The sequence below is a fragment of the Lysobacter sp. ESA13C genome (genome assembly GCF_019970005.1).
Classification (GTDB): Bacteria; Pseudomonadota; Gammaproteobacteria; order Xanthomonadales; family Xanthomonadaceae; genus Lysobacter; species Lysobacter antibioticus_B.
In genome coordinates this window covers 119,446-137,118 of the sequence record NZ_JAHXYK010000010.1, presented here as the reverse complement: position 1 = coordinate 137,118, position 17,673 = coordinate 119,446, and the positions used below count along the sequence as shown (strand labels likewise).

Sequence of the window (17,673 nt, the reverse complement as noted above, 5' to 3'; positions counted from 1 at the left end):
GTCATGTCCAACGTCATTACCCGCACCGCCAACAACGTCTTCGATTGGGTCACCGCTCGCGCGCCCGGCATGATGCCGTTCTATCGCAAGCACATGACCGAGTACTACGCGCCGAAGAACTTCAACCTCTGGTACTACTTCGGTTCGCTCGCGCTGCTGGTGCTGGTCAACCAGATCGTCACCGGCATCTTCCTGACGATGCACTTCAAGCCGTCCGCGGCCGAAGCGTTCTCGTCGGTCGAATACATCATGCGCGACGTGGAGTGGGGCTGGCTGATCCGCTACATGCACAGCACCGGCGCCTCGCTGTTCTTCATCGTCGTCTACCTGCACATGTTCCGCGGCCTGCTGTACGGCTCGTACCAGAAGCCGCGCGAGCTGGTGTGGATCCTCGGCATGCTGATCTACCTGGTGCTGATGGCCGAAGCCTTCATGGGCTACGTGCTGCCGTGGGGCCAGATGTCGTTCTGGGGCGCCAAGGTCATCATCTCGCTGTTCGGCGCGATCCCGGTGATCGGCAACGGCCTGACCGAGTGGATCATGGGCGACTACCTGCCCGGCGACGCCACCCTCAACCGCTTCTTCGCGCTGCACGTGATCGCGCTGCCGCTGGTGCTGTTGCTGCTGGTCGTGCTGCACCTTGGCGCGCTGCACGAAGTGGGTTCCAACAACCCCGACGGCGTCGACATCAAGAAGGGCCCCAAGGGCAACCGCTGGGATGCCAGCAAGCCGCTCGACAGCATCCCGTTCCACCCGTACTACACGGTCAAGGATCTGGTGGGCGTCGGCTTCTTCCTGATCATCGCCGCGTTCATCATCTTCTTCGCCCCGGCGTTCGGCGGCTGGTTCCTCGAGCACGACAACTTCAGCGAAGCCAATCGACTGGTGACGCCGGAGCACATCAAGCCGGTCTGGTACTACACCCCGTACTACGCCATGTTGCGCGTGATCCCGCATAAGCTTTCGGGCGTGCTGGTGATGTTCGGCGCGATCGCGGTGCTGTTCCTGGTGCCGTGGCTGGACCGCAGCAAGGTCAAGTCGGTGCGCTTCCGCGGCTGGATGAGCAAGCTCGCGCTTGCGGTGCTGGCGGTCTGCTTCCTGTGGCTCGGCAAGATCGGCGCCGGCCCGGGTACCGACCCGGTCGAGACCATCATCGGCCGCGTGCTGACCTTCCTGTACTTCGCCTTCTTCATCACCATGCCGCTGTGGACCAAGCTCGACAAGACCAAGCCGGTGCCGGAACGGGTGAAGATGCATGACTAACCTGAGCTCGATTGATCACAGCCGGCCCTTCCATAAGATGCGTATCGTGAAGAAGCTCGCCACCTTTGCCGCCGGCCTGCTCGTGTCGGCGACCGCCTTCGCCTCCGGCGGCGGCGACCTGATGCAGTCGGGTACCGACCTCAACGACCGCGCGTCGTTGCAGCGCGGCGCCCAGCTGTACATGAACTACTGCTCGGGCTGTCATTCGCTGAAGTACCTGCGCTACTCGCGCATCGCCGAGGACCTGGGCCTGACCGAAGCGGAGGTCATGAACAACCTCAACTTCACCGGCGCCAAGTTCGGCGAGCAGATCCAGGTCAACATGACCGCCGAACACGCCAACCAGTGGTTCGGCAAGATGCCGCCGGACCTCAGCGTGATCTCGCGCGTGCGCGGCAGCGACTGGATCTACACCTATCTCAACTCGTTCTACCTCGACGAGAGCCGTCCGCTGGGCTGGAACAACAAGTTGTTCCCGAACGCCTCGATGCCGAACCCGCTGTGGGAACTGCAGGGTCTGCAGCATGCGGAGTACGGCGAACTCGACAAGGCCACCGGCGAGCGTCCGGTGCACGCCCTCAAGATCGCGCAGCCCGGCAAGCTCGACGCCGAAGGCTTCAAGACGGCGGCGCGCGATATCACCACATTCCTCGAGTACGCCGGCGAACCGGCCGCGCTCAAGCGCCAGAGTCTGGGCGTTTGGGTGATCCTGTTCCTGGCGTTGTTCACGTTGATCGCGTATCTGTTGAAGACCGAGTACTGGCGCGACGTGGAACATTGATCCGATCCCCGCAGGGAGGCCCGCGCCGCTAAGGCGCGGGCTAGCGCACGACGACGGCAGGAGCCGGCGTCGCCGCGCATGGGGTAGGGGGCAGGCTCGAGGCCGTGACGACTTTCCACAGCGGGTGGAGGGCGTCTTGCGACCGGCGGATTCCGGTCGCTGGAGAGGTCGATGATGGCGGCGAGCCCCCGTATGCGTAATGCCCTGACTCTGTTTTCGTCCACCGACTGCGTGCTGTGCCATCGGGTCCGGCTGGTGCTGGCGGCGAAAGGCGTCACCTACGACCTGATACCGGTCGATCCGCAGAATCCGCCCGAAGACCTCGTCGACCTCAACCCGTATCACTCCGTCCCGACCCTGGTCGAGCGCGACCTGGTCCTGTACGCGGCCAGCGTGGTCAGCGAATACCTCGACGAGCGCTATCCGCACCCGCCGCTGATGCCGGTCGACCCGCTGTCGCGGGCGCGCCTGCGCCTGGCGATGCTGCGCCTGGAACACGACTGGGTGCCGCAGGTCCAGGCCATCCAGATGGGCAACAAGGCCCAGGCCGAAGCCGCGCGTAAGCGCCTCAAGGAACTGCTGACCGCCTCGGTGCCGCTGTTCAAGGCCAGCAAGTTCTTCCTGAACCCCGAAATGAGCCTGGCCGATTGCGCCATGGCGCCGATCATCTGGCGCCTGCCCTCGCTCGACGTGCCCATGCCGAAGGACGGCAAGGCGATCGAGGACTACGGCAACCGCATCTTCCGCAACCCCGGTTTCACCCGCAGCCTGACCGACCAGGAACGCAAGCTGCGCGACATGCCGACCTGAGCTGGGGCCGGGCGGCCGGGCCGCGTCGGCGCGGCCGCACCGGGGACGCGACGGACGGGGCCGTAATCGCACGGGACGGCCTCGTCGTTCACGTCGTCATGACGCTAAAATGTGCGTATGACCGAAAGCAGTGCTCCGATGACCAGCCACCGCCCCTACCTGTTGCGGGCGCTGTACGAGTGGATCGCCGATAACGGCATGACCCCGCATCTGCTCGTCGACGCCACGCGTCCGTCGGTGCAGGTGCCGGCGCATGCGGTCAAGGACGGCAAGATCGTCCTCAACGTCGCCGCCCGCGCGGTCTCGCATCTGGAAATGGGCAACGACCTGATCCGCTTCAGCGCGCGCTTCGGCGGCGTCAGCCATCCGGTATCGGTGCCGGTCGGTGCGGTGCTGGCGATCTATGCGCGCGAAACCGGGCAGGGCATGGCCTTGCCGGAAGACGTGGGCATGGAAGAGTCGGCGCTCGACGAAGGCCATGACGAGATCGACTCGGCGCCGCCGATGTTGAGTTCGGTGCCGAACGACCCGGCGCCGGAGGGCGACGACGATGGCGGCCCGCAGACGCCAAGCCCGCGTCGCGGCGGACATCTGCGCATCGTCAAGTAAGCGCTGGTCGGCGTTGTTTCGCCTGCGCTAGCCGCGCCGGATCTTGGCGGCGCGATTTTGGCGGCGCGGCCGCGGCTTGCGCCGTTCTTGATCAGGCCTGCGTAACCCTTTGTAGGAGCGGCGTGAGCCGCGACCGCGAAGCTTCGCCTTGCGGTGCTACGTCCTGGTCTGCATCGCGACGGGAGCATCGGTTTGTTGGATGGGTACGCCGGCTATCGCATCGGCGCGGTCGCGGCTTGCGCCGCTCCTACCCTTGAAGCCAAGCCGCCCCTGGGCCACGTCGCTCAATGCAACTGCGTCGGCGCCCGCGTCACCGGGCCGCTGAAGGCGATCAGCCGTTCGCCGCGCAGGATCAGGCGGCCGACGTGGCGATCTTCGCCGTCGATCGAATAGTCGAAGCGGAAGGTGCGCTCGAACCCGAGCCAGCCGCTCTCGTGGCGGATCAGCTTCAGGCCGATCGCGTGCACGCTCTGGTCCAGCCACTGCACGCCGGCCTTGAGGCAGGCGTCGCGCCCGACCGTCTCGGCGCGTTCGGCGGCGGCGCGGCCGGCGCTCCAGAACGAGAACGCGGCGGCGCCGAAGATCATCAACAAGATCAAGGTAGGCATGACAGGGTTCTGGCGACGGTCGGGCGCAAAGCCAAGGGGGTCAACCCGGCGGCGGCCCGAGTTTCAACGAAAGATCGATGGCGCGCACATGTTTGGTCAGCGCGCCGATGGAAATGCAGTCGACGCCGTCCTCGGCGATCGCGCGCAGGCCGGCCAGGTCGACGCCGCCGGAGACTTCCAGCGGGATGCGTCCATCGAACGGAGCGGCGCGGGCGATGCGCACGGCTTCGCGCCGGGTCGGCGCGTCGAAGTCGTCGATCAGGATGCGGTCGCAGCCGGCGCCGAGCGCTTCGCGCAATTGCTCCAGCGATTCGACTTCGACGATCAGCGGCAGTTGCGGATGCTTGGCGCGGGCGCCTGCGATCGCGGCGCTGATCGAGCCGGCCGCGCGGACGTGGTTTTCCTTGAGCATGACCGTGTCGTACAGGCCGATACGGTGGTTGACCCCGCCGCCGACACGCACCGCGTACTTCTGCGCCAGGCGCAGCCCGGGCAGAGTCTTGCGGGTGTCGAGGATGCGCGTGCCGGTGCCGCGCACCGCCTCGACGTAGCTCGCGGTGACCGTGGCCGTGCCCGACAGGGTCTGCATGAAATTGAGCGAGGCGCGTTCGGCGCTGACCAGGGCGCGGGCGCGGCCGTGCAGCAGGGCGAGCACGGTGCCTTTGCTCACGCGCTCGCCTTCGGCCACGCGCCAGTCGATACGCACGTCCGGGTCGAGGGCGCGATGGCAGGCCTCGAACCAGGGGCGGCCGCAGACGACGGCGTCTTCCTTGCACAGCAGATAGGCACTGTCGGCGATGTCGGGCAGCAGGTCGGCGGTGACGTCGCCGCTGCCGAGGTCCTCGGCCAGCGCGTCGGCGACATCGGCCTCGATCTCGGCGGCCGGCGGAGGGCTCAGGTCGCGGGCGGGCGCGTTCATGCGGCCGGGAAGCCTTCGACCTGGGCCGTGGCGAGGGCGTTTTCGGCGTCGAGCAGCGGAATGCCGTCGTCGACGATGTAGACGATCTTGCGGTCGCGGGTCACCAGGGCCTCGCGCAGGGGCTCGGACTGGGCGTCGCCGCTGCCGCGGACGATGCCGCCGGCGCCGATGGCAGCGTTCAGGGCCTGCAGGCCGCGGCTCTCGAGGGGGAACAGGGGTTGGCGCGTGGAGGGGCAGACGAGCAGGTCGAGCAGTTTGCGATCCATACGGTGCGGTGCCGATACGACGGGACAGGGCGTTAGAATACGTCTTTGCGCCAAGGCACGCCCCATGTCTCCAGCTTCCGCAACGCCCGTCACCCCTCCTGCGCTCGTCGGCATCGTCATGGGCTCGCGCTCTGACTGGGAAACGATGCAACACGCTGCCGCCAAGCTGGAAGCGCTCGGCGTTCCGCACGAGGTCCGGGTGGTCTCGGCGCACCGCACGCCCGACGTGCTGTTCGAATATGCCGACACGGCGGCGGCGCGCGGTCTGCGCGCGATCATCGCCGGCGCCGGCGGCGCGGCGCATCTGCCGGGCATGCTGGCGGCCAAGACCGCGGTGCCGGTGCTCGGCGTGCCGGTGCAGTCCAAGGCCCTCAACGGCATGGATTCGCTGCTCTCGATCGTGCAGATGCCGGCCGGCATTCCGGTGGCGACCTTCGCCATCGGCAACGCCGGCGCCGCCAATGCGGCCTTGTTCGCCGCGGCGCTGCTGTCGGCGGAGTACCCGGCGATCGGCGCGGCGCTGACCGCGTTCCGCGCCCGTCAGACCGACGAGGTGCTCGCCAACGACGATCCGCGCCAATGACCACCGTCGGTATTCTCGGAGGTGGGCAACTGGCCCGCATGCTCGCGCTTTCCGGCGCGCCCCTGGGGCTGCGTTTCCTGGTGCTCGACAGCGCCGCCGATGCCTGCGCCGGCCAGTTCGCGCCGATGGTGGTCGGCGACTACACCGACCAGGCCGCGCTCGACGAATTCGCCTCGAAGATCGACGTCGCCACGTTCGATTTCGAGAACGTGCCGGCCGAGTCCGCGCACTGGCTGGCCGAACGCAGGCCGGTGTTCCCGAGCCCGCGCGCGCTGGCCGTGGCCCAGGACCGCCTGGCCGAAAAGACCCTGTTTCGCGAACTCGATATCCCGGTGCCGGATTTCGCCGCGATCGATACCCGCGCCGCGCTCAACGAGGCGATCGCGACCATCGGCACGCCGTGCATCCTCAAGACCCGGCGCCTTGGTTACGACGGCAAGGGCCAGTTCCGGATCAAGACGCCGGCCGATGCCGACGCCGCCTGGGCCGCGCTCGGCCCGCAGGCCGACAAGGTCGGCCTGATCCTCGAAGGTTTCGTGCGTTTCGAGCGCGAGTTGTCGGTGGTCGCGGTGCGCGGCCGCGACGGCGAGTTCCGCTCCTGGCCGATCACCGAAAACTGGCATGTCGACGGCGTGCTGTCGGCCAGCCTGGCGCCGGCGCGCACCGACGAGGCGCTCGCCGCGACCGCGATTTCGTATGCGCGCAAGCTCGCCGAGGCGCTGGATTACGTCGGTGTGTTCGCGCTGGAGTTGTTCTGCCGCGACGGCGTGCTGCTGGCCAACGAACTGGCGCCGCGCGTGCACAACTCCGGGCACTGGACCATTGAAGGCAGCGAGACCTCGCAGTTCCAGAACCATCTGCGTGCCGTGCTCGGTCTGCCCTTGGGCGATACGCGCATGCTCGGCGTGGCCTGCATGCTCAACTGGATCGGCGCCATGCCCGATGCCGGGCCGGTGCTGAGCGAGGCCGGCGGGCATTGGCACGATTACGGCAAGTCTTCGCGCGAGGGCCGCAAGGTCGGCCACGCGACGCTGCGCGCCGACAGCGCCGGCGAACTCGCCCTGGCCCTGCAGCGGGTCGGCGAGCGTTTGCAGCGACAGGACCAGGTCGCGCCGGTGATCGAGCGGCTGGGGTGATCCCCTTGGCTTGCGCTGGTCCGGCCTGAGCGGGCCAACGAAAACGGCCGGGTTTCCCCGGCCGACGGGTCAATGAAAAACGGCCGGGTTTCCCCGGCCGTTTGGTATTGCGATGAGGCTTGCGCTTACTTCAGGTTGGAAGCGACGAAGTCCCAGTTGACCAGGTTCCAGAACGCCTCGACGTACTTCGGACGGGCGTTGCGGTAGTCGATGTAGTAGGCGTGTTCCCAGACGTCGCAGGTCAGCAGGGCGGTGTCTTCGCCGGTCAGCGGGGTCGCCGCGTTGGGCGTGCTGACCAGGGCGAGCGAGCCGTCCGGACGCTGCACCAGCCAGCCCCAGCCCGAGCCGAAGGTGCCGACGGCGGTCTTGGTGAACTCTTCCTTGAACTTGGCGAAGTCGCCGAAGGCCTTGTTGATCAGCTCGGCCAGCTTGCCGGTCGGCTCGCCGCCACCCTTGGGCGACAGGCAGTTCCAGTAGAAGGTGTGGTTCCAGATCTGCGCGGCGTTGTTGAACATGCCGCCCTGCGACTTCTTGATGATCTCTTCCAGCGACAGCGCGGCGAACTCGGTGCCCTCGATCATCTTGTTGAGATTGTCGACGTAGGCCTTGTGGTGCTTGCCGTAGTGGAAGTCGATGGTCTCGGCGGAGATGGTGGGCTCGAGCGCGGTGCGGTCGTAGGGCAGGGCGGGCAATTCGATGGCCATTGGCGGGCTCCTTGCAGAATTCGGGGGGCTGGCTAGCAGGGACGCCGCAGGCGGCAGTCCGTTCCGGGCATGAAACCATTCCCGGACGGACGCGTCGGCGGCGCCATGTAGGCTTACAATTCATATTCTATCCCCACGTTTCGTTGCTGAACCGTCAAAGTCGGCAACAAACCATCGCAGGAGCAGTACCCATGTCCGTTATGGAACGGATCCAGGCCGAAGTCGAAGCCCACCCGATCGTGTTGTTCATGAAGGGCACCGCGCAGTTCCCGATGTGCGGTTTTTCCAGCCGTGCCGTGCAGGCGCTCAAGGCCGCCGGCGCGACCACGCTGCATACGGTCAATGTGCTGGAAGACCCGGAAGTGCGCGCGAATCTGCCGCGTTACTCGAACTGGCCGACCTTCCCGCAGCTCTTCATCCACGGCGAGCTGATCGGCGGTTGCGACATCACCATGGAGCTGTACGAGTCCGGCGAGCTGGCGCGCATGATCAGCGAGACCCAGGCGCAGTGAGTTCGACGGCAGCCACGACGGCGACGACGCAGCAGGCCCTGGCCGGCCGCGTCGTCCTGGTGACCGGGGCGGCCGGCGGACTCGGCGCGGCCGCGGCCGCCGCCTGCGCGAGCGCCGGCGCGACCCTGGTCCTGCTCGGGCGCAAGCTGCCGAAGTTGAACCGGGTCTACGACGCGGTCGCCCAACTCGGCCCGGAGCCGCTGCTGTATCCGCTCGACCTGGAAGGCGCGCAGCCCGACGACTACGCCGAAATGGCCGCGCGCATCGAAAGCGAGCTCGGCCGCCTCGACGGGGTGCTGCATTGCGCCGCTGATTTCCCCGGCCTGACGCCGCTGGCGCAGACCGACCCGGCCGCGTTCGCGCGCGCCGTGCACGTCAATCTCACCGCGCCGTGGTGGCTGTCGCAGGCCTGCCTGCCGCTGATGGCCAAGTCGGCCGATGCGGCGCTGGTGTTCGCGCTCGACGACCCGCAGCGCGTCGGCCAGGCTTATTGGGGCGGCTACGGCGCGGCCCAGCACGGCCTGGCGGCACTGGTCGGCATGTTGCACGCCGAACTGGTCAATTCGAGTATCCGCGTAGCCGGCCTGCGTCCCGGACCGATGCGCACCGGCCTGCGTTCGCGCGCCTATGTCGAAGACAGCGACCGCAGTGCCCGCGATCCCGCGGCCTATGCCTCGGCCTGCGTGACCTTGCTGGCGCCCGAAGGCGCCGTGCATCGCGGCCAGGTCTGGGCGCCGACCCCATGACGGCCAACCGCCCATGACGATTGCCTCGGCCGCGCTGCTGCTGTTCATCATTCTCGACCCGCTCGGGAACATCCCGGTGTTCCTGAGCCTGCTGCGCGGCCTGCCGCCCAAGCGCCAGCGGATCGTGCTTGCGCGCGAGCTGCTGATCGCGCTCGGCGTGCTGATGCTGTTCCTGTGGGGCGGCAAGTACGCCCTGGACCTGATGCACCTGCGCCAGGAGTCGGTCTCGATCGCCGGCGGCATCGTCCTGTTCCTGATCGGCATCCGCATGATCTTCCCGCCGCCGGAAGGGCTGATGGGCGAGCTGCCCGACGGCGAGCCCTTCATCGTGCCGATGGCGATCCCGTTGGTGGCCGGCCCCTCGGGCATGGCCGCGGTCATGTTGATGGGCAGCAACGACCCCTCGCGCCTGACCGACTGGAGCCTGGCCCTGCTGATCGCCTGGGGCGCGACCGCGGCGATCCTGTTCTCGGCCACCTTGTTGTACAAGCTGCTCGGCCGCCGCGCCCTGATCGCGATCGAGCGACTGATGGGCATGCTGCTGGTCGCGATCTCGGTGCAGATGGTCCTCGACGGCCTGGGCACCTACCTGCAGATCTCGCCGCCCTGAGGGGCTGGGAGTGAGTGGGGAGGAGTGAGCAGTGAGTGGCTCGGCTCCGTTTCAAGGCTGTCCCGGACCTCAGCAGGCTGAGCCCTGGGGCTACCGCCTTCTCCCTGGCTCTTCACTTCTCACTTCTCACTCCTGCTTTGTCGGACGTGCCCGTTCAGCTTTGACTGCAGTCACCGTGTGACAAGCCATGAACGGCGTCACGTCTCTGTCACACCTCCCCCCTAGCCTGTTAAACTGCTGTTAACCCAGCGGCCACGCGCCGTCCGGGTAGGGGCTAGCCAATCCAACTTAGAGCACGGCAGCGGCGCAGAGCCGCGCCTGCCCAACTCCGCCACGCATTCCACATCCCGAGGTCACCGTAATGACTCATCCGAACCGCGTCCGGTTGTCCAAGCTCACGCTTGGCCTGCTTGCCGTTCTCGCCACTGCGCCGGTCTTCGCGCAGAGCACTTCCGCAGGCCTCGCCGGCCGCGTCCTCGGCGCCGACGGCCAGCCGGTCGCGGGTGCCGAAGTCACCATCACCCACTCCGAGTCGGGCACGGTCAGCCGCGCCACGACCGGCGCCGACGGCCGCTACAACGCGCGCGGTCTGCGCGTCGGCGGTCCGTACACGGTCGTCATCAACAAGGAAGGCTCCGGCACCGCCAGCCAGGACGGCGTGTTCCTGAATCTGGACAAGGTCAACGAAGTCGACGTCGCACTGAACAACCAGGTCACCACCCTGGATGCCGTGCAGGCCGTCGCCGCCCTCGGTTCGGAAGTGTTCTCGTCCAACAAGATGGGCGCCGGCTCGATCCTCACCCGCGATCAGCTGGAGTCGATGCCGACCATCAACCGCAACCTGCAGGACTTCGTCCGCCTCGACCCGCGCGTCGTCGTCACCGACAAGTCGCGCAACGAGATCTCGGTCGGCGGCCAGAACCCGCGCTACAACGTGATCCGCGTCGACGGCATCAGCACCAACGACTCCTTCGGCCTTGGCGGCAACGGCCTGCCGACCCCGCGCCAGCCGTTCTCGATGGACGTGATCGACGAAGTGGCGGTCGACGTCGCCAACTACGACGTGACCATCTCCGGCGGCACCGGCGGCGTGATCAACGCCGTGACCAAGTCGGGCACCAACGAATTCCACGGTTCGATCTACGGCGTCTACCGCGACAACGACTGGTCGGGCAAGAACCAGAACGACGTGCGTCCGCAGTTGTTCGACAGCGAAAGCACCTTCGGCGCCACCTTCGGCGGCCCGCTGGTCAAGGACAAGCTGTTCTTCTTCGCCAACTACGAGAAGTACACCGGTAAGGAAGTATTCACCGGCAACTCCAGCTTCGGTCCTGCGGGCTCCGGCGCCAACAACATCGTCAACATCACCCAGGCGCAGATCGACGAGGTGATCTCGGCCTCGAAGAGCCTGTACGGCTTCGACCCGGGCAGCCTGGCACTGCCGGCGCTGGACACCGATACCGAAGAGTACGGCATCAAGTTCGACTGGAACATCAGCGACAAGCACCGCGCCAACTTCCGCTACGCCAAGAGCGAGCAGAGCACCGCGTTCCTGCAGGGCTTCGGCACCAACTCGTTGGCGCTGAACTCGTATCACTACGTCAACGACTTCGAGTTCAAGACCTACACCGCGCAGCTGTTCAGCGACTGGACCGACGTCTTCTCGACCGAAGCCAAGGTCTCGTACCGCGACTACTCGGCCGTGCGCAGCCCGCGCTTCGACCTGCCGGCCATCGCCATCCGTTTCGGCAGCAACACGCTGAACCTGGGTACCGAAGAGAACACCCACGTCAACGTCCTCGAGACCAAGACCTGGAACGGTTTCTTCGCCGGTAACCTGTTCCTCGGCGACCACACCGTCAAGTTCGGCGCCGACTACGAGTCGAACGAGGTCTACAACCTGTTCGGCCGTCGCGTGAACGGCGTCTACACCTTCAACAGCGTCGCCGATTACAAGGCCCGTCGTTCCAGCCGCTACCAGCTGTTCTACCCGCGCGGCGGCGACCTCGACAACATGGCCGCGACCTTCACTCAGAAGAACGTCGGCGTGTTCCTGCAGGACACCTGGGCGGTCAACGACAAGTTGAGCCTGACCTTCGGCCTGCGCTACGACCGCGCCATCGTCGACGACCGCCCGGTCTTCAACCCGGCGGCTTCGGCGTTGTTCGGCACCCGCAACGACAACAACATCGACGGCACCGACCTGATCGCGCCGCGCTTCGGCTTCAACTACACCTTCGACAGCGAGCGTCCGACCCAGCTGCGCGGCGGCATCGGCCTGTTCCGCGGCGGCACCCCGACCGTGTGGCTGGCCAACCCGTACTCGAACAACGGCGTGTCGTACACCGACTACGTGTTCACCAACGGCATCAATGATTTCAGCCCGAACCCGGACGCCCAGCTGGGCCTGGTCAACGCCGCCGGCGGCGCCGCCGGCGCGACCCAGTCGGTCGACTTCATCGAAAAGGACATGAGCCTGCCGTCGGTATGGAAGGCCAACCTGGCGTTCGATACCGAACTGCCGTGGTACGGCATCGTCGCCGCCGCCGAAGCGGTGGTGACCTCGGTCAACGACGCGCTGTACTACCAGCAGCTCAACCTGGGCGGCGTCACCAAGGTCGGCCAGGACGGCCGCAACATCTATTGGGACGCGAACGGCCTGGCCGCGGCCAGCTGGAACGCCGACGGCACCGCCTGCCTGCGCGAAACCGGCCTGAACGGTTCGGCCTGCACCAACAGCCGCACCAATGCCCGCGCGCGGCGTGCGACGGCTTATAACGACGCGATCATCGCCCGCCAGACCGGCAAGGGCGAAAGCCAGCAGTTCACCCTGTCGTTGAACAAGCCGTTCAACAACAGCGACTGGAGCTGGAGCGTCGCCTACACCTACACGCATGCCGACGAAGTCAGCCCGCTGACCAGCTCGACCTCAAGCTCGCAGCTCGGCAACGTCGCCGTGTTCCAGGCCAACGAAGAAGTCAGCGCGCGTTCCAGCTACGAAGTCCGCGACCGCTTCACCGCTTCGCTGAACTGGAAGCACGCCTTCTTCGGCGACAACAACACCATCGTCTCGCTGTTCTACGAAGGCCGTTCGGGTCGTCCGTACAGCTATGCGTTCGACAACGACGCCAACGGCGACGGCCGCTTCAACGACCTGATGTACATCCCGAAGGGCCCGGGCGACGTACTGTTCCGCAATGCCGCCGAAGAGGCAGCGTTCTGGCAGTTCTACAACAGCGACGAGTACCTGCGCAGCCACGGCGGCCAGGTCGCCCAGCGCAACGCAGTGCGCGGCAAGTGGGTCAACCAGTTCGACCTGCACATCGCCCAGGAATTCCCGGGCTTCTGGGAAGGCCACAAGGCCGAGCTCGCGCTCGACATCCTCAACGTCGGCAACCTGTTGAACAAGGATTGGGGACAGATCGAAGAGGTCGCGTTCCCGGGTATGCGCGGTATCGTCGATTACGGCGGTATCGACCCGGCGACCGGCAAGTACATCTACCGCTTCACCAAGCCCGATCCGGAACAGATCTACGACGAGAAGGGCATCTCGCGCTGGGCGGCTCAGCTGAGCTTCCACTACCGCTTCTGATTCTTGCGGTATCTGGCGACAACGGAAACGGCCGGGGGCGACCCCGGCCGTTTCCCTTTTGTGGGGCCGCAGCATTCGCGGCCGGACAGGGTGGGGCGGCACGGCCGCGGACCGGTCCGGCGGACGGGGCGGCCGCCGCAGCCCGACCCCGAACTGCTAGAGTCCTTTCCCACTAATCGATGAAAAAAGCAGAGAAAAACGCAATGACCGCAACCCCCATAGCGGCCGTCCTGCCGACGGTCAACGCCCGCATCTATCCCAAGGGCGGGCTCGATGTCCTGTCCCGCGACGAGGTCGCGCGCCTGCGCGACGCCTCCACCGGCATGCACGACCTGCTGCGCCGTTGCGCCCTGGCGGTGCTGACCAGCGGCAGCGCCTCCGACGATCCGCGCGCCGCGCGTGAGCTGTATCCCGATTTCGATATCGAAGTGCACCAGCAGGACCGCGGCGTGCGCATCGACCTGCGCCATGCGCCGGCGATGGCCTTCGTCGACGGCGAGATCATCCGCGGCGTCGCCGAACTGCTGTTCGCCGTGGTCCGCGACCTGGCCTATACCGCCATGGAGCTCGACAAGGGCGGTGGCCGCGACCTCGACAGCAGCGACGGCCTCACCGACTCGGTGTTCGGCCTGCTGCGCAACGCGCGCATCCTGCACCCGGCCGACCCTAACCTGGTCGTGTGCTGGGGCGGCCACTCGATCTCGCGCGACGAATACATCTACACCAAGCAAGTCGGCTACGAGCTTGGCCTGCGCGGCCTGGATATCTGCACCGGCTGCGGCCCGGGCGCGATGAAGGGGCCGATGAAGGGCGCCACCATCGCCCACGCCAAGCAGCGCAAGCGCCGCGTGCGCTACATCGGCATCACCGAGCCGGGCATCATCGCCGCCGAGTCGCCGAACCCGATCGTCAACCACCTGGTGATCATGCCGGACATCGAGAAGCGCCTGGAGGCCTTCGTCCGCATGGGCCACGGCATCATCGTGTTCCCGGGCGGCGTCGGCACGGCCGAGGAAATCCTGTACCTGCTGGGCATCCTGCTGCGCGAGGAAAACGCCGAGCTGCCGTTCCCGCTGATCCTGACCGGCCCGACCGCCTCGGCCCCGTATTTCGAGCAGATCGACCGTTTCCTGCGCCTGACCCTGGGCGAGGCGGCGACCTCGCGCTACGAGATCATCGTCGGCGACCCCGAGCGCGTGGCCAAGCGCATGGCCGCCGGCATCCGCCGGGTCCGCGAGAACCGCATCGAGCACAAGGATTCGTTCTTCTTCAACTGGTCGATCGACATCCCGCTGACCTTCCAGAAGCCGTTCATTCCGACCCACGAGGCGATGGCGGCGCTGGACCTGCACCACGGCCGCAAGCCGCACGAACTGGCGGCCGACTTGCGCAGGGCGTTTTCGGGCATCGTCGCCGGCAACGTCAAGGAGGACGGCATGCGCCGCATCGAGGAATTCGGCCCGTTCGAGATCCACGGCGACCACGACATGATGCAGTCGCTGGATGCCTTGCTGCGGGCTTTCGTCGAGCAGCGCCGGATGAAGATCGCCGGTGAATACCGCCCCTGCTACCGCGTCGTAACCTGAGTTAATTTCGCTCCGAAGTGTTGACGAAGGGCGGGGCATTGAGCATCATATGCAGCCCCGCCCGAATAGCTCAGCCGGTTAGAGCACTTGACTGTTAATCAGGGGGTCGTTGGTTCGAGTCCAACTTCGGGCGCCAAATACCGGAAGGCCTCGCAGAAATGCGAGGCCTTTTTTGTTGGTTCGCTTCCTGTGCGGTTCTCCAGGAAAGTCCGGCGTTCAGCGAGTCTGTCGACGAATGCGCCGAAGCTCGGCTCGCAAGTCATCTTGCGACGATCGCGTCGGATTGGGCGCGGATTCGACGCGTATGCCCCGATGCCTGAGCATGCGATAGACGGCGGAGTGCAGTGTCGCTTCGCCCGTGGGCGGATGCGCTCGGCAAACCGCGCGGTAGCCCGGAAGGAGTCGCCGACCGCTCCGGATGCCGGTCGCCCGAAGGGATGAGGCAGGGGCCGCTGTGTCGGCCGACCCTAGGGACCCAGCCGCCACACCGTCCCGAAGCGCTGGCCGAGCCGCCCGGCCCGGCTCGGCCCGTCCGGATTTCGCGCATCGGCTGCCGGGAAGCCGCTTGCGGCGTGACGCAGGTCGGGATATTTCCAGCCCCGAAACCACTGGCCAACCCAGCCCGACCGCTCGTCGGTAGTGTGCCATTTGGGGCCAGGAGCCGCTGTTAGCATCCCTCATGTCCTCTGGGGAAGAGAACCGCTCATGCCAATGCGTCGGGCTGCCGGCTTCACACTGATCGAGCTCATGGTCACGATCGGGATCGCTGCGATCCTGTTGGCCCTGGCGCTGCCTACGTTTACCGAATCGATCCGCTCCAACCGCGTGTCGACGGCGACCAACCAGATGCTGGCGACGATCAATCTTGCCCGCGCGGAGGCCGTGCGCAGCAAAAGCCAGTCCTGGGTTTGCCCGAGCAATACGGCCAGAACCGACTGCGGTACGAACTGGGCCGAAGGCATGTTGGTGTGGACCGACGAAAACGGCGATGGCGCGCGGACTGCTGCCGAAGTCAAACGGGTGATCGAGCCGCAGGAAGGAATCGCTCTCAGCATGGGCACCATCAGCGCGATCGGTTTCGACGACCGCGGGCGCGCCGTCGAAAAGACGCCGACCGGCGTCGTCGTCGCCAACTTCAACTTCTCAATGAAGGCGTCCACCTGCAAGGCCGGCGCCGGCAACGTCCGAGCCTTCGACATCAACCGTATCGGCCGCGTTAGCGTGACTAGGGAGAACTGCCCATGAGCCGTCGACTTTCCCGTGGCGCGACGTCCCTGAGAACGCAACGCGGTCTCAGCCTGATCGAGGTGCTGATGGCCGTGCTGGTGCTCGGGCTGGGGCTGCTCGGCCTCGCGATGCTGCAGACGACCAACCTGCGTCTGTCGCAGAGCGCCAACCAGCGCACCATCGCTACCAACCTGTCCAGCGATCTGCTCGACGACATTCGTTCGAACCGCCTGCTGGCGGCCAAGTACTCCGGCACCTATTTGGCCTCGTCGGCGGCCGCGAACGCGAGTTGCGCGAGGATCGACAAGGTCACGCCGGACGACCGCAAAGCGGCGTTCACCTGCCGGATGCGCGAAGCCCTGGGCGAGAGCGGCAAGGCGGTAGTCGAGGTCAAGCCCGACAAGACCGTCAGCATCGTAATCACCTGGGACGATGACAAGCGTTGGAGAGTCGGCGCCGAGGGAACCGAATTCGAGATGAGGAGCGCGCTGTGAGCCGTCGACCGCAACTGGGTTTGTCGCTGATCGAGCTGATGGTGGCTTTGTTGTTGAGCGGTGTGCTGATGCTCGGCCTGGTGGAAATATTTTCGGCTTCCCGCGCCTCTTACCAGATGGCGCAAGGGCTCGCCCGCGCCCAGGAGAGTTCGCGCTTCGCGATCGATGCCTTGCAGCGCGACGCGCGCATGAGCGGTCACTTCGGCTGCGTATCCGACCAGGCCCATTTCTATGCCGGCAACGGCATGTTCGGGGAACTGTTCCTGGGCAATCGGAACAACTATGCGGACATCCCCGTCGATCGGCTGCCGCTGCGCTTCGATTACTCGGTGCGCGGGTATGAAGCCCGCAACACCGGGCCCGCGGATACCTTGAACCTATCGGCAAAGCCGGTCAAAGGCGCCGCCGGCGATTGGGTGCCGGCCGTAGAAAGCCAGTTCTTCGGCGCCTTGAACCCGGTGCCGATCCGCGGCAGCGACATCCTCGTGCTGCGCTTCCTGTCGCCGGAAAGCGCCGAAGTCACCGGCTTCACCACCGGCAATCCAGCGACGATCCGGGTCAATCCGACGCAGTGGGGCGTGCTGACGCGGGGCGTGGATAACCCGGGCTTGTTCGGCATCGCCGATTGCCGCTCGGTCGTGATGTTCCAGGCCAATGCGATCGCCGACGTCGGCGGCGCCAAGGTCGTGACCGTACGCACCGCCGGCGTCAATCAGATCGGTTTCGACGGTTCGGATACGTTCGCTTCGGGTCAGGCGCGCCTGTACCGCGCTGAGACGCTCGTCTACTACGTCGGACTGAAGGTTCGACCCGGCGGTGTGGAAGAGCCGACCTTGTACCGGGCGCGTTTCAACGCAGCTCCCGGCACCGCAGCGGTGACGTTGATCGGCGGTATCGCCGAAGAAGTCGTCGAAAGCGTCGAGAACATGCAGTTGCTGTTCGCGCAGGACATGGTCAGCGACCCGACGCAGCCGCCGACCGGCGTCATCGACGGTATCCGCACGGCGGCGGCCCTGCTGCCGACCAACGACAGCACCGGCGGCTGGCAGCGCGTCGGTGGCATGCAGGTAGGCCTGTTGATCCGTAGCACCGATGCTGCCTCGGCGCAGCAACGTACGGCCGCGCCGCGTTCGCTCGGGACCCAGCTGACATTGCCGGACGACCAGCGCTACCGCTCCGTGTACGAAACCAATATCGCCTTGCGCAACCGGCTGTACGGAAATTGAG

The 17,673-nt window shown here is 66.3% G+C and carries 18 protein-coding genes and 1 tRNA gene; 15 read left to right on the top strand and 4 right to left on the bottom strand.

What is annotated here, in order from left to right:
* Positions 1 to 3: 3 nt before the first annotated feature.
* From LC490_RS19095 to LC490_RS19080, 4 genes are all read left to right on the top strand, one after another.
* Positions 4 to 1,263, top strand: coding sequence for a cytochrome bc complex cytochrome b subunit (locus LC490_RS19095; protein ID WP_031370411.1), 1,260 nt, complete (start codon positions 4 to 6; stop codon positions 1,261 to 1,263).
* Positions 1,264 to 1,300: 37 nt separating this feature from the next.
* A complete protein-coding gene (locus tag LC490_RS19090; RefSeq protein ID WP_036147863.1) occupies positions 1,301 to 2,044 on the top strand; it encodes a cytochrome c1 in 744 nt (247 codons plus the stop codon).
* 174 nt (positions 2,045 to 2,218) lie between these two features.
* Positions 2,219 to 2,854 carry a glutathione S-transferase N-terminal domain-containing protein gene (locus LC490_RS19085; RefSeq protein WP_031370409.1) on the top strand — a complete coding sequence of 212 codons (636 nt, stop codon included), beginning with the start codon at positions 2,219 to 2,221 and terminating at the stop codon, positions 2,852 to 2,854.
* Positions 2,855 to 2,971: 117 nt separating this feature from the next.
* Positions 2,972 to 3,463, top strand: coding sequence for a ClpXP protease specificity-enhancing factor (locus LC490_RS19080; RefSeq protein ID WP_057917353.1), 492 nt, complete (start codon positions 2,972 to 2,974; stop codon positions 3,461 to 3,463).
* A 284-nt stretch (positions 3,464 to 3,747) separates the two neighbouring features.
* On the opposite strand, the gene LC490_RS19075 is transcribed toward LC490_RS19080, so the two are convergent.
* Genes LC490_RS19075 through LC490_RS19065 form a run of 3 tightly spaced genes read right to left on the bottom strand, consistent with a single transcriptional unit; the run spans position 3,748 to position 5,256 of the window.
* Positions 3,748 to 4,071, bottom strand: coding sequence for a DUF3301 domain-containing protein (locus LC490_RS19075; RefSeq protein WP_031370407.1), 324 nt, complete (start codon positions 4,069 to 4,071; stop codon positions 3,748 to 3,750).
* Between the two features lie 40 nt (positions 4,072 to 4,111).
* A complete protein-coding gene (nadC, locus tag LC490_RS19070; RefSeq protein ID WP_223621229.1) occupies positions 4,112 to 4,990 on the bottom strand; it encodes a carboxylating nicotinate-nucleotide diphosphorylase in 879 nt (292 codons plus the stop codon).
* Positions 4,987 to 5,256 carry a Trm112 family protein gene (locus LC490_RS19065; protein WP_223621228.1) on the bottom strand — a complete coding sequence of 90 codons (270 nt, stop codon included), beginning with the start codon at positions 5,254 to 5,256 and terminating at the stop codon, positions 4,987 to 4,989. Before LC490_RS19065 ends, nadC begins: the two co-directional genes overlap by 4 nt.
* A 64-nt stretch (positions 5,257 to 5,320) precedes the next feature.
* Between LC490_RS19065 and purE the strand changes: the two genes are divergently transcribed.
* Positions 5,321 to 5,839 (top strand): 5-(carboxyamino)imidazole ribonucleotide mutase, encoded by a 519-nt coding sequence (gene purE / locus LC490_RS19060; protein WP_223621227.1) that lies wholly within the window; start codon positions 5,321 to 5,323, stop codon positions 5,837 to 5,839.
* Positions 5,836 to 6,975 (top strand): 5-(carboxyamino)imidazole ribonucleotide synthase, encoded by a 1,140-nt coding sequence (locus tag LC490_RS19055; RefSeq protein WP_223621226.1) that lies wholly within the window; start codon positions 5,836 to 5,838, stop codon positions 6,973 to 6,975. Before purE ends, LC490_RS19055 begins: the two co-directional genes overlap by 4 nt.
* Positions 6,976 to 7,100: 125 nt before the next feature.
* On the opposite strand, the gene LC490_RS19050 is transcribed toward LC490_RS19055, so the two are convergent.
* The gene (locus LC490_RS19050) at positions 7,101 to 7,679 is read right to left on the bottom strand and encodes a Fe-Mn family superoxide dismutase (RefSeq protein WP_057917359.1); all 579 of its coding nucleotides are present in this window, start codon (positions 7,677 to 7,679) and stop codon (positions 7,101 to 7,103) included.
* Positions 7,680 to 7,870: 191 nt separating this feature from the next.
* Between LC490_RS19050 and grxD the strand changes: the two genes are divergently transcribed.
* From grxD to LC490_RS19005, 9 genes are all read left to right on the top strand, one after another.
* Positions 7,871 to 8,191, top strand: a complete 321-nt coding sequence (grxD, locus tag LC490_RS19045) for a Grx4 family monothiol glutaredoxin (RefSeq protein WP_031370401.1) — start codon at positions 7,871 to 7,873, stop codon at positions 8,189 to 8,191.
* The gene (locus tag LC490_RS19040; RefSeq protein ID WP_031370400.1) at positions 8,188 to 8,937 is read left to right on the top strand and encodes an SDR family NAD(P)-dependent oxidoreductase; all 750 of its coding nucleotides are present in this window, start codon (positions 8,188 to 8,190) and stop codon (positions 8,935 to 8,937) included. The genes grxD and LC490_RS19040 overlap by 4 nt, the downstream gene beginning before the upstream one ends.
* 13 nt (positions 8,938 to 8,950) lie before the next feature.
* Positions 8,951 to 9,547, top strand: coding sequence for a YhgN family NAAT transporter (locus LC490_RS19035; protein ID WP_031370399.1), 597 nt, complete (start codon positions 8,951 to 8,953; stop codon positions 9,545 to 9,547).
* A gap of 361 nt (positions 9,548 to 9,908) precedes the next feature.
* A complete protein-coding gene (locus tag LC490_RS19030) occupies positions 9,909 to 13,139 on the top strand; it encodes a TonB-dependent receptor (RefSeq protein WP_031370398.1) in 3,231 nt (1,076 codons plus the stop codon).
* A 203-nt stretch (positions 13,140 to 13,342) separates the two neighbouring features.
* Positions 13,343 to 14,725 carry a nucleotide 5'-monophosphate nucleosidase PpnN gene (gene ppnN, locus LC490_RS19025; RefSeq protein ID WP_031370397.1) on the top strand — a complete coding sequence of 461 codons (1,383 nt, stop codon included), beginning with the start codon at positions 13,343 to 13,345 and terminating at the stop codon, positions 14,723 to 14,725.
* A gap of 59 nt (positions 14,726 to 14,784) precedes the next feature.
* A tRNA-Asn gene (locus LC490_RS19020) sits at positions 14,785 to 14,861 on the top strand.
* Between the two features lie 569 nt (positions 14,862 to 15,430).
* Positions 15,431 to 15,970: a GspH/FimT family pseudopilin gene (locus LC490_RS19015; RefSeq protein ID WP_343223025.1), complete on the top strand. Its 540-nt coding sequence runs from the start codon at positions 15,431 to 15,433 to the stop codon at positions 15,968 to 15,970.
* Positions 15,967 to 16,446: a type IV pilus modification protein PilV gene (pilV, locus tag LC490_RS19010; RefSeq protein WP_223621225.1), complete on the top strand. Its 480-nt coding sequence runs from the start codon at positions 15,967 to 15,969 to the stop codon at positions 16,444 to 16,446. The genes LC490_RS19015 and pilV overlap by 4 nt, the downstream gene beginning before the upstream one ends.
* Positions 16,443 to 17,672: a PilW family protein gene (locus LC490_RS19005; protein WP_223621224.1), complete on the top strand. Its 1,230-nt coding sequence runs from the start codon at positions 16,443 to 16,445 to the stop codon at positions 17,670 to 17,672. The genes pilV and LC490_RS19005 overlap by 4 nt, the downstream gene beginning before the upstream one ends.
* The last annotated feature ends 1 nt before the right edge of the window (position 17,673 follow it).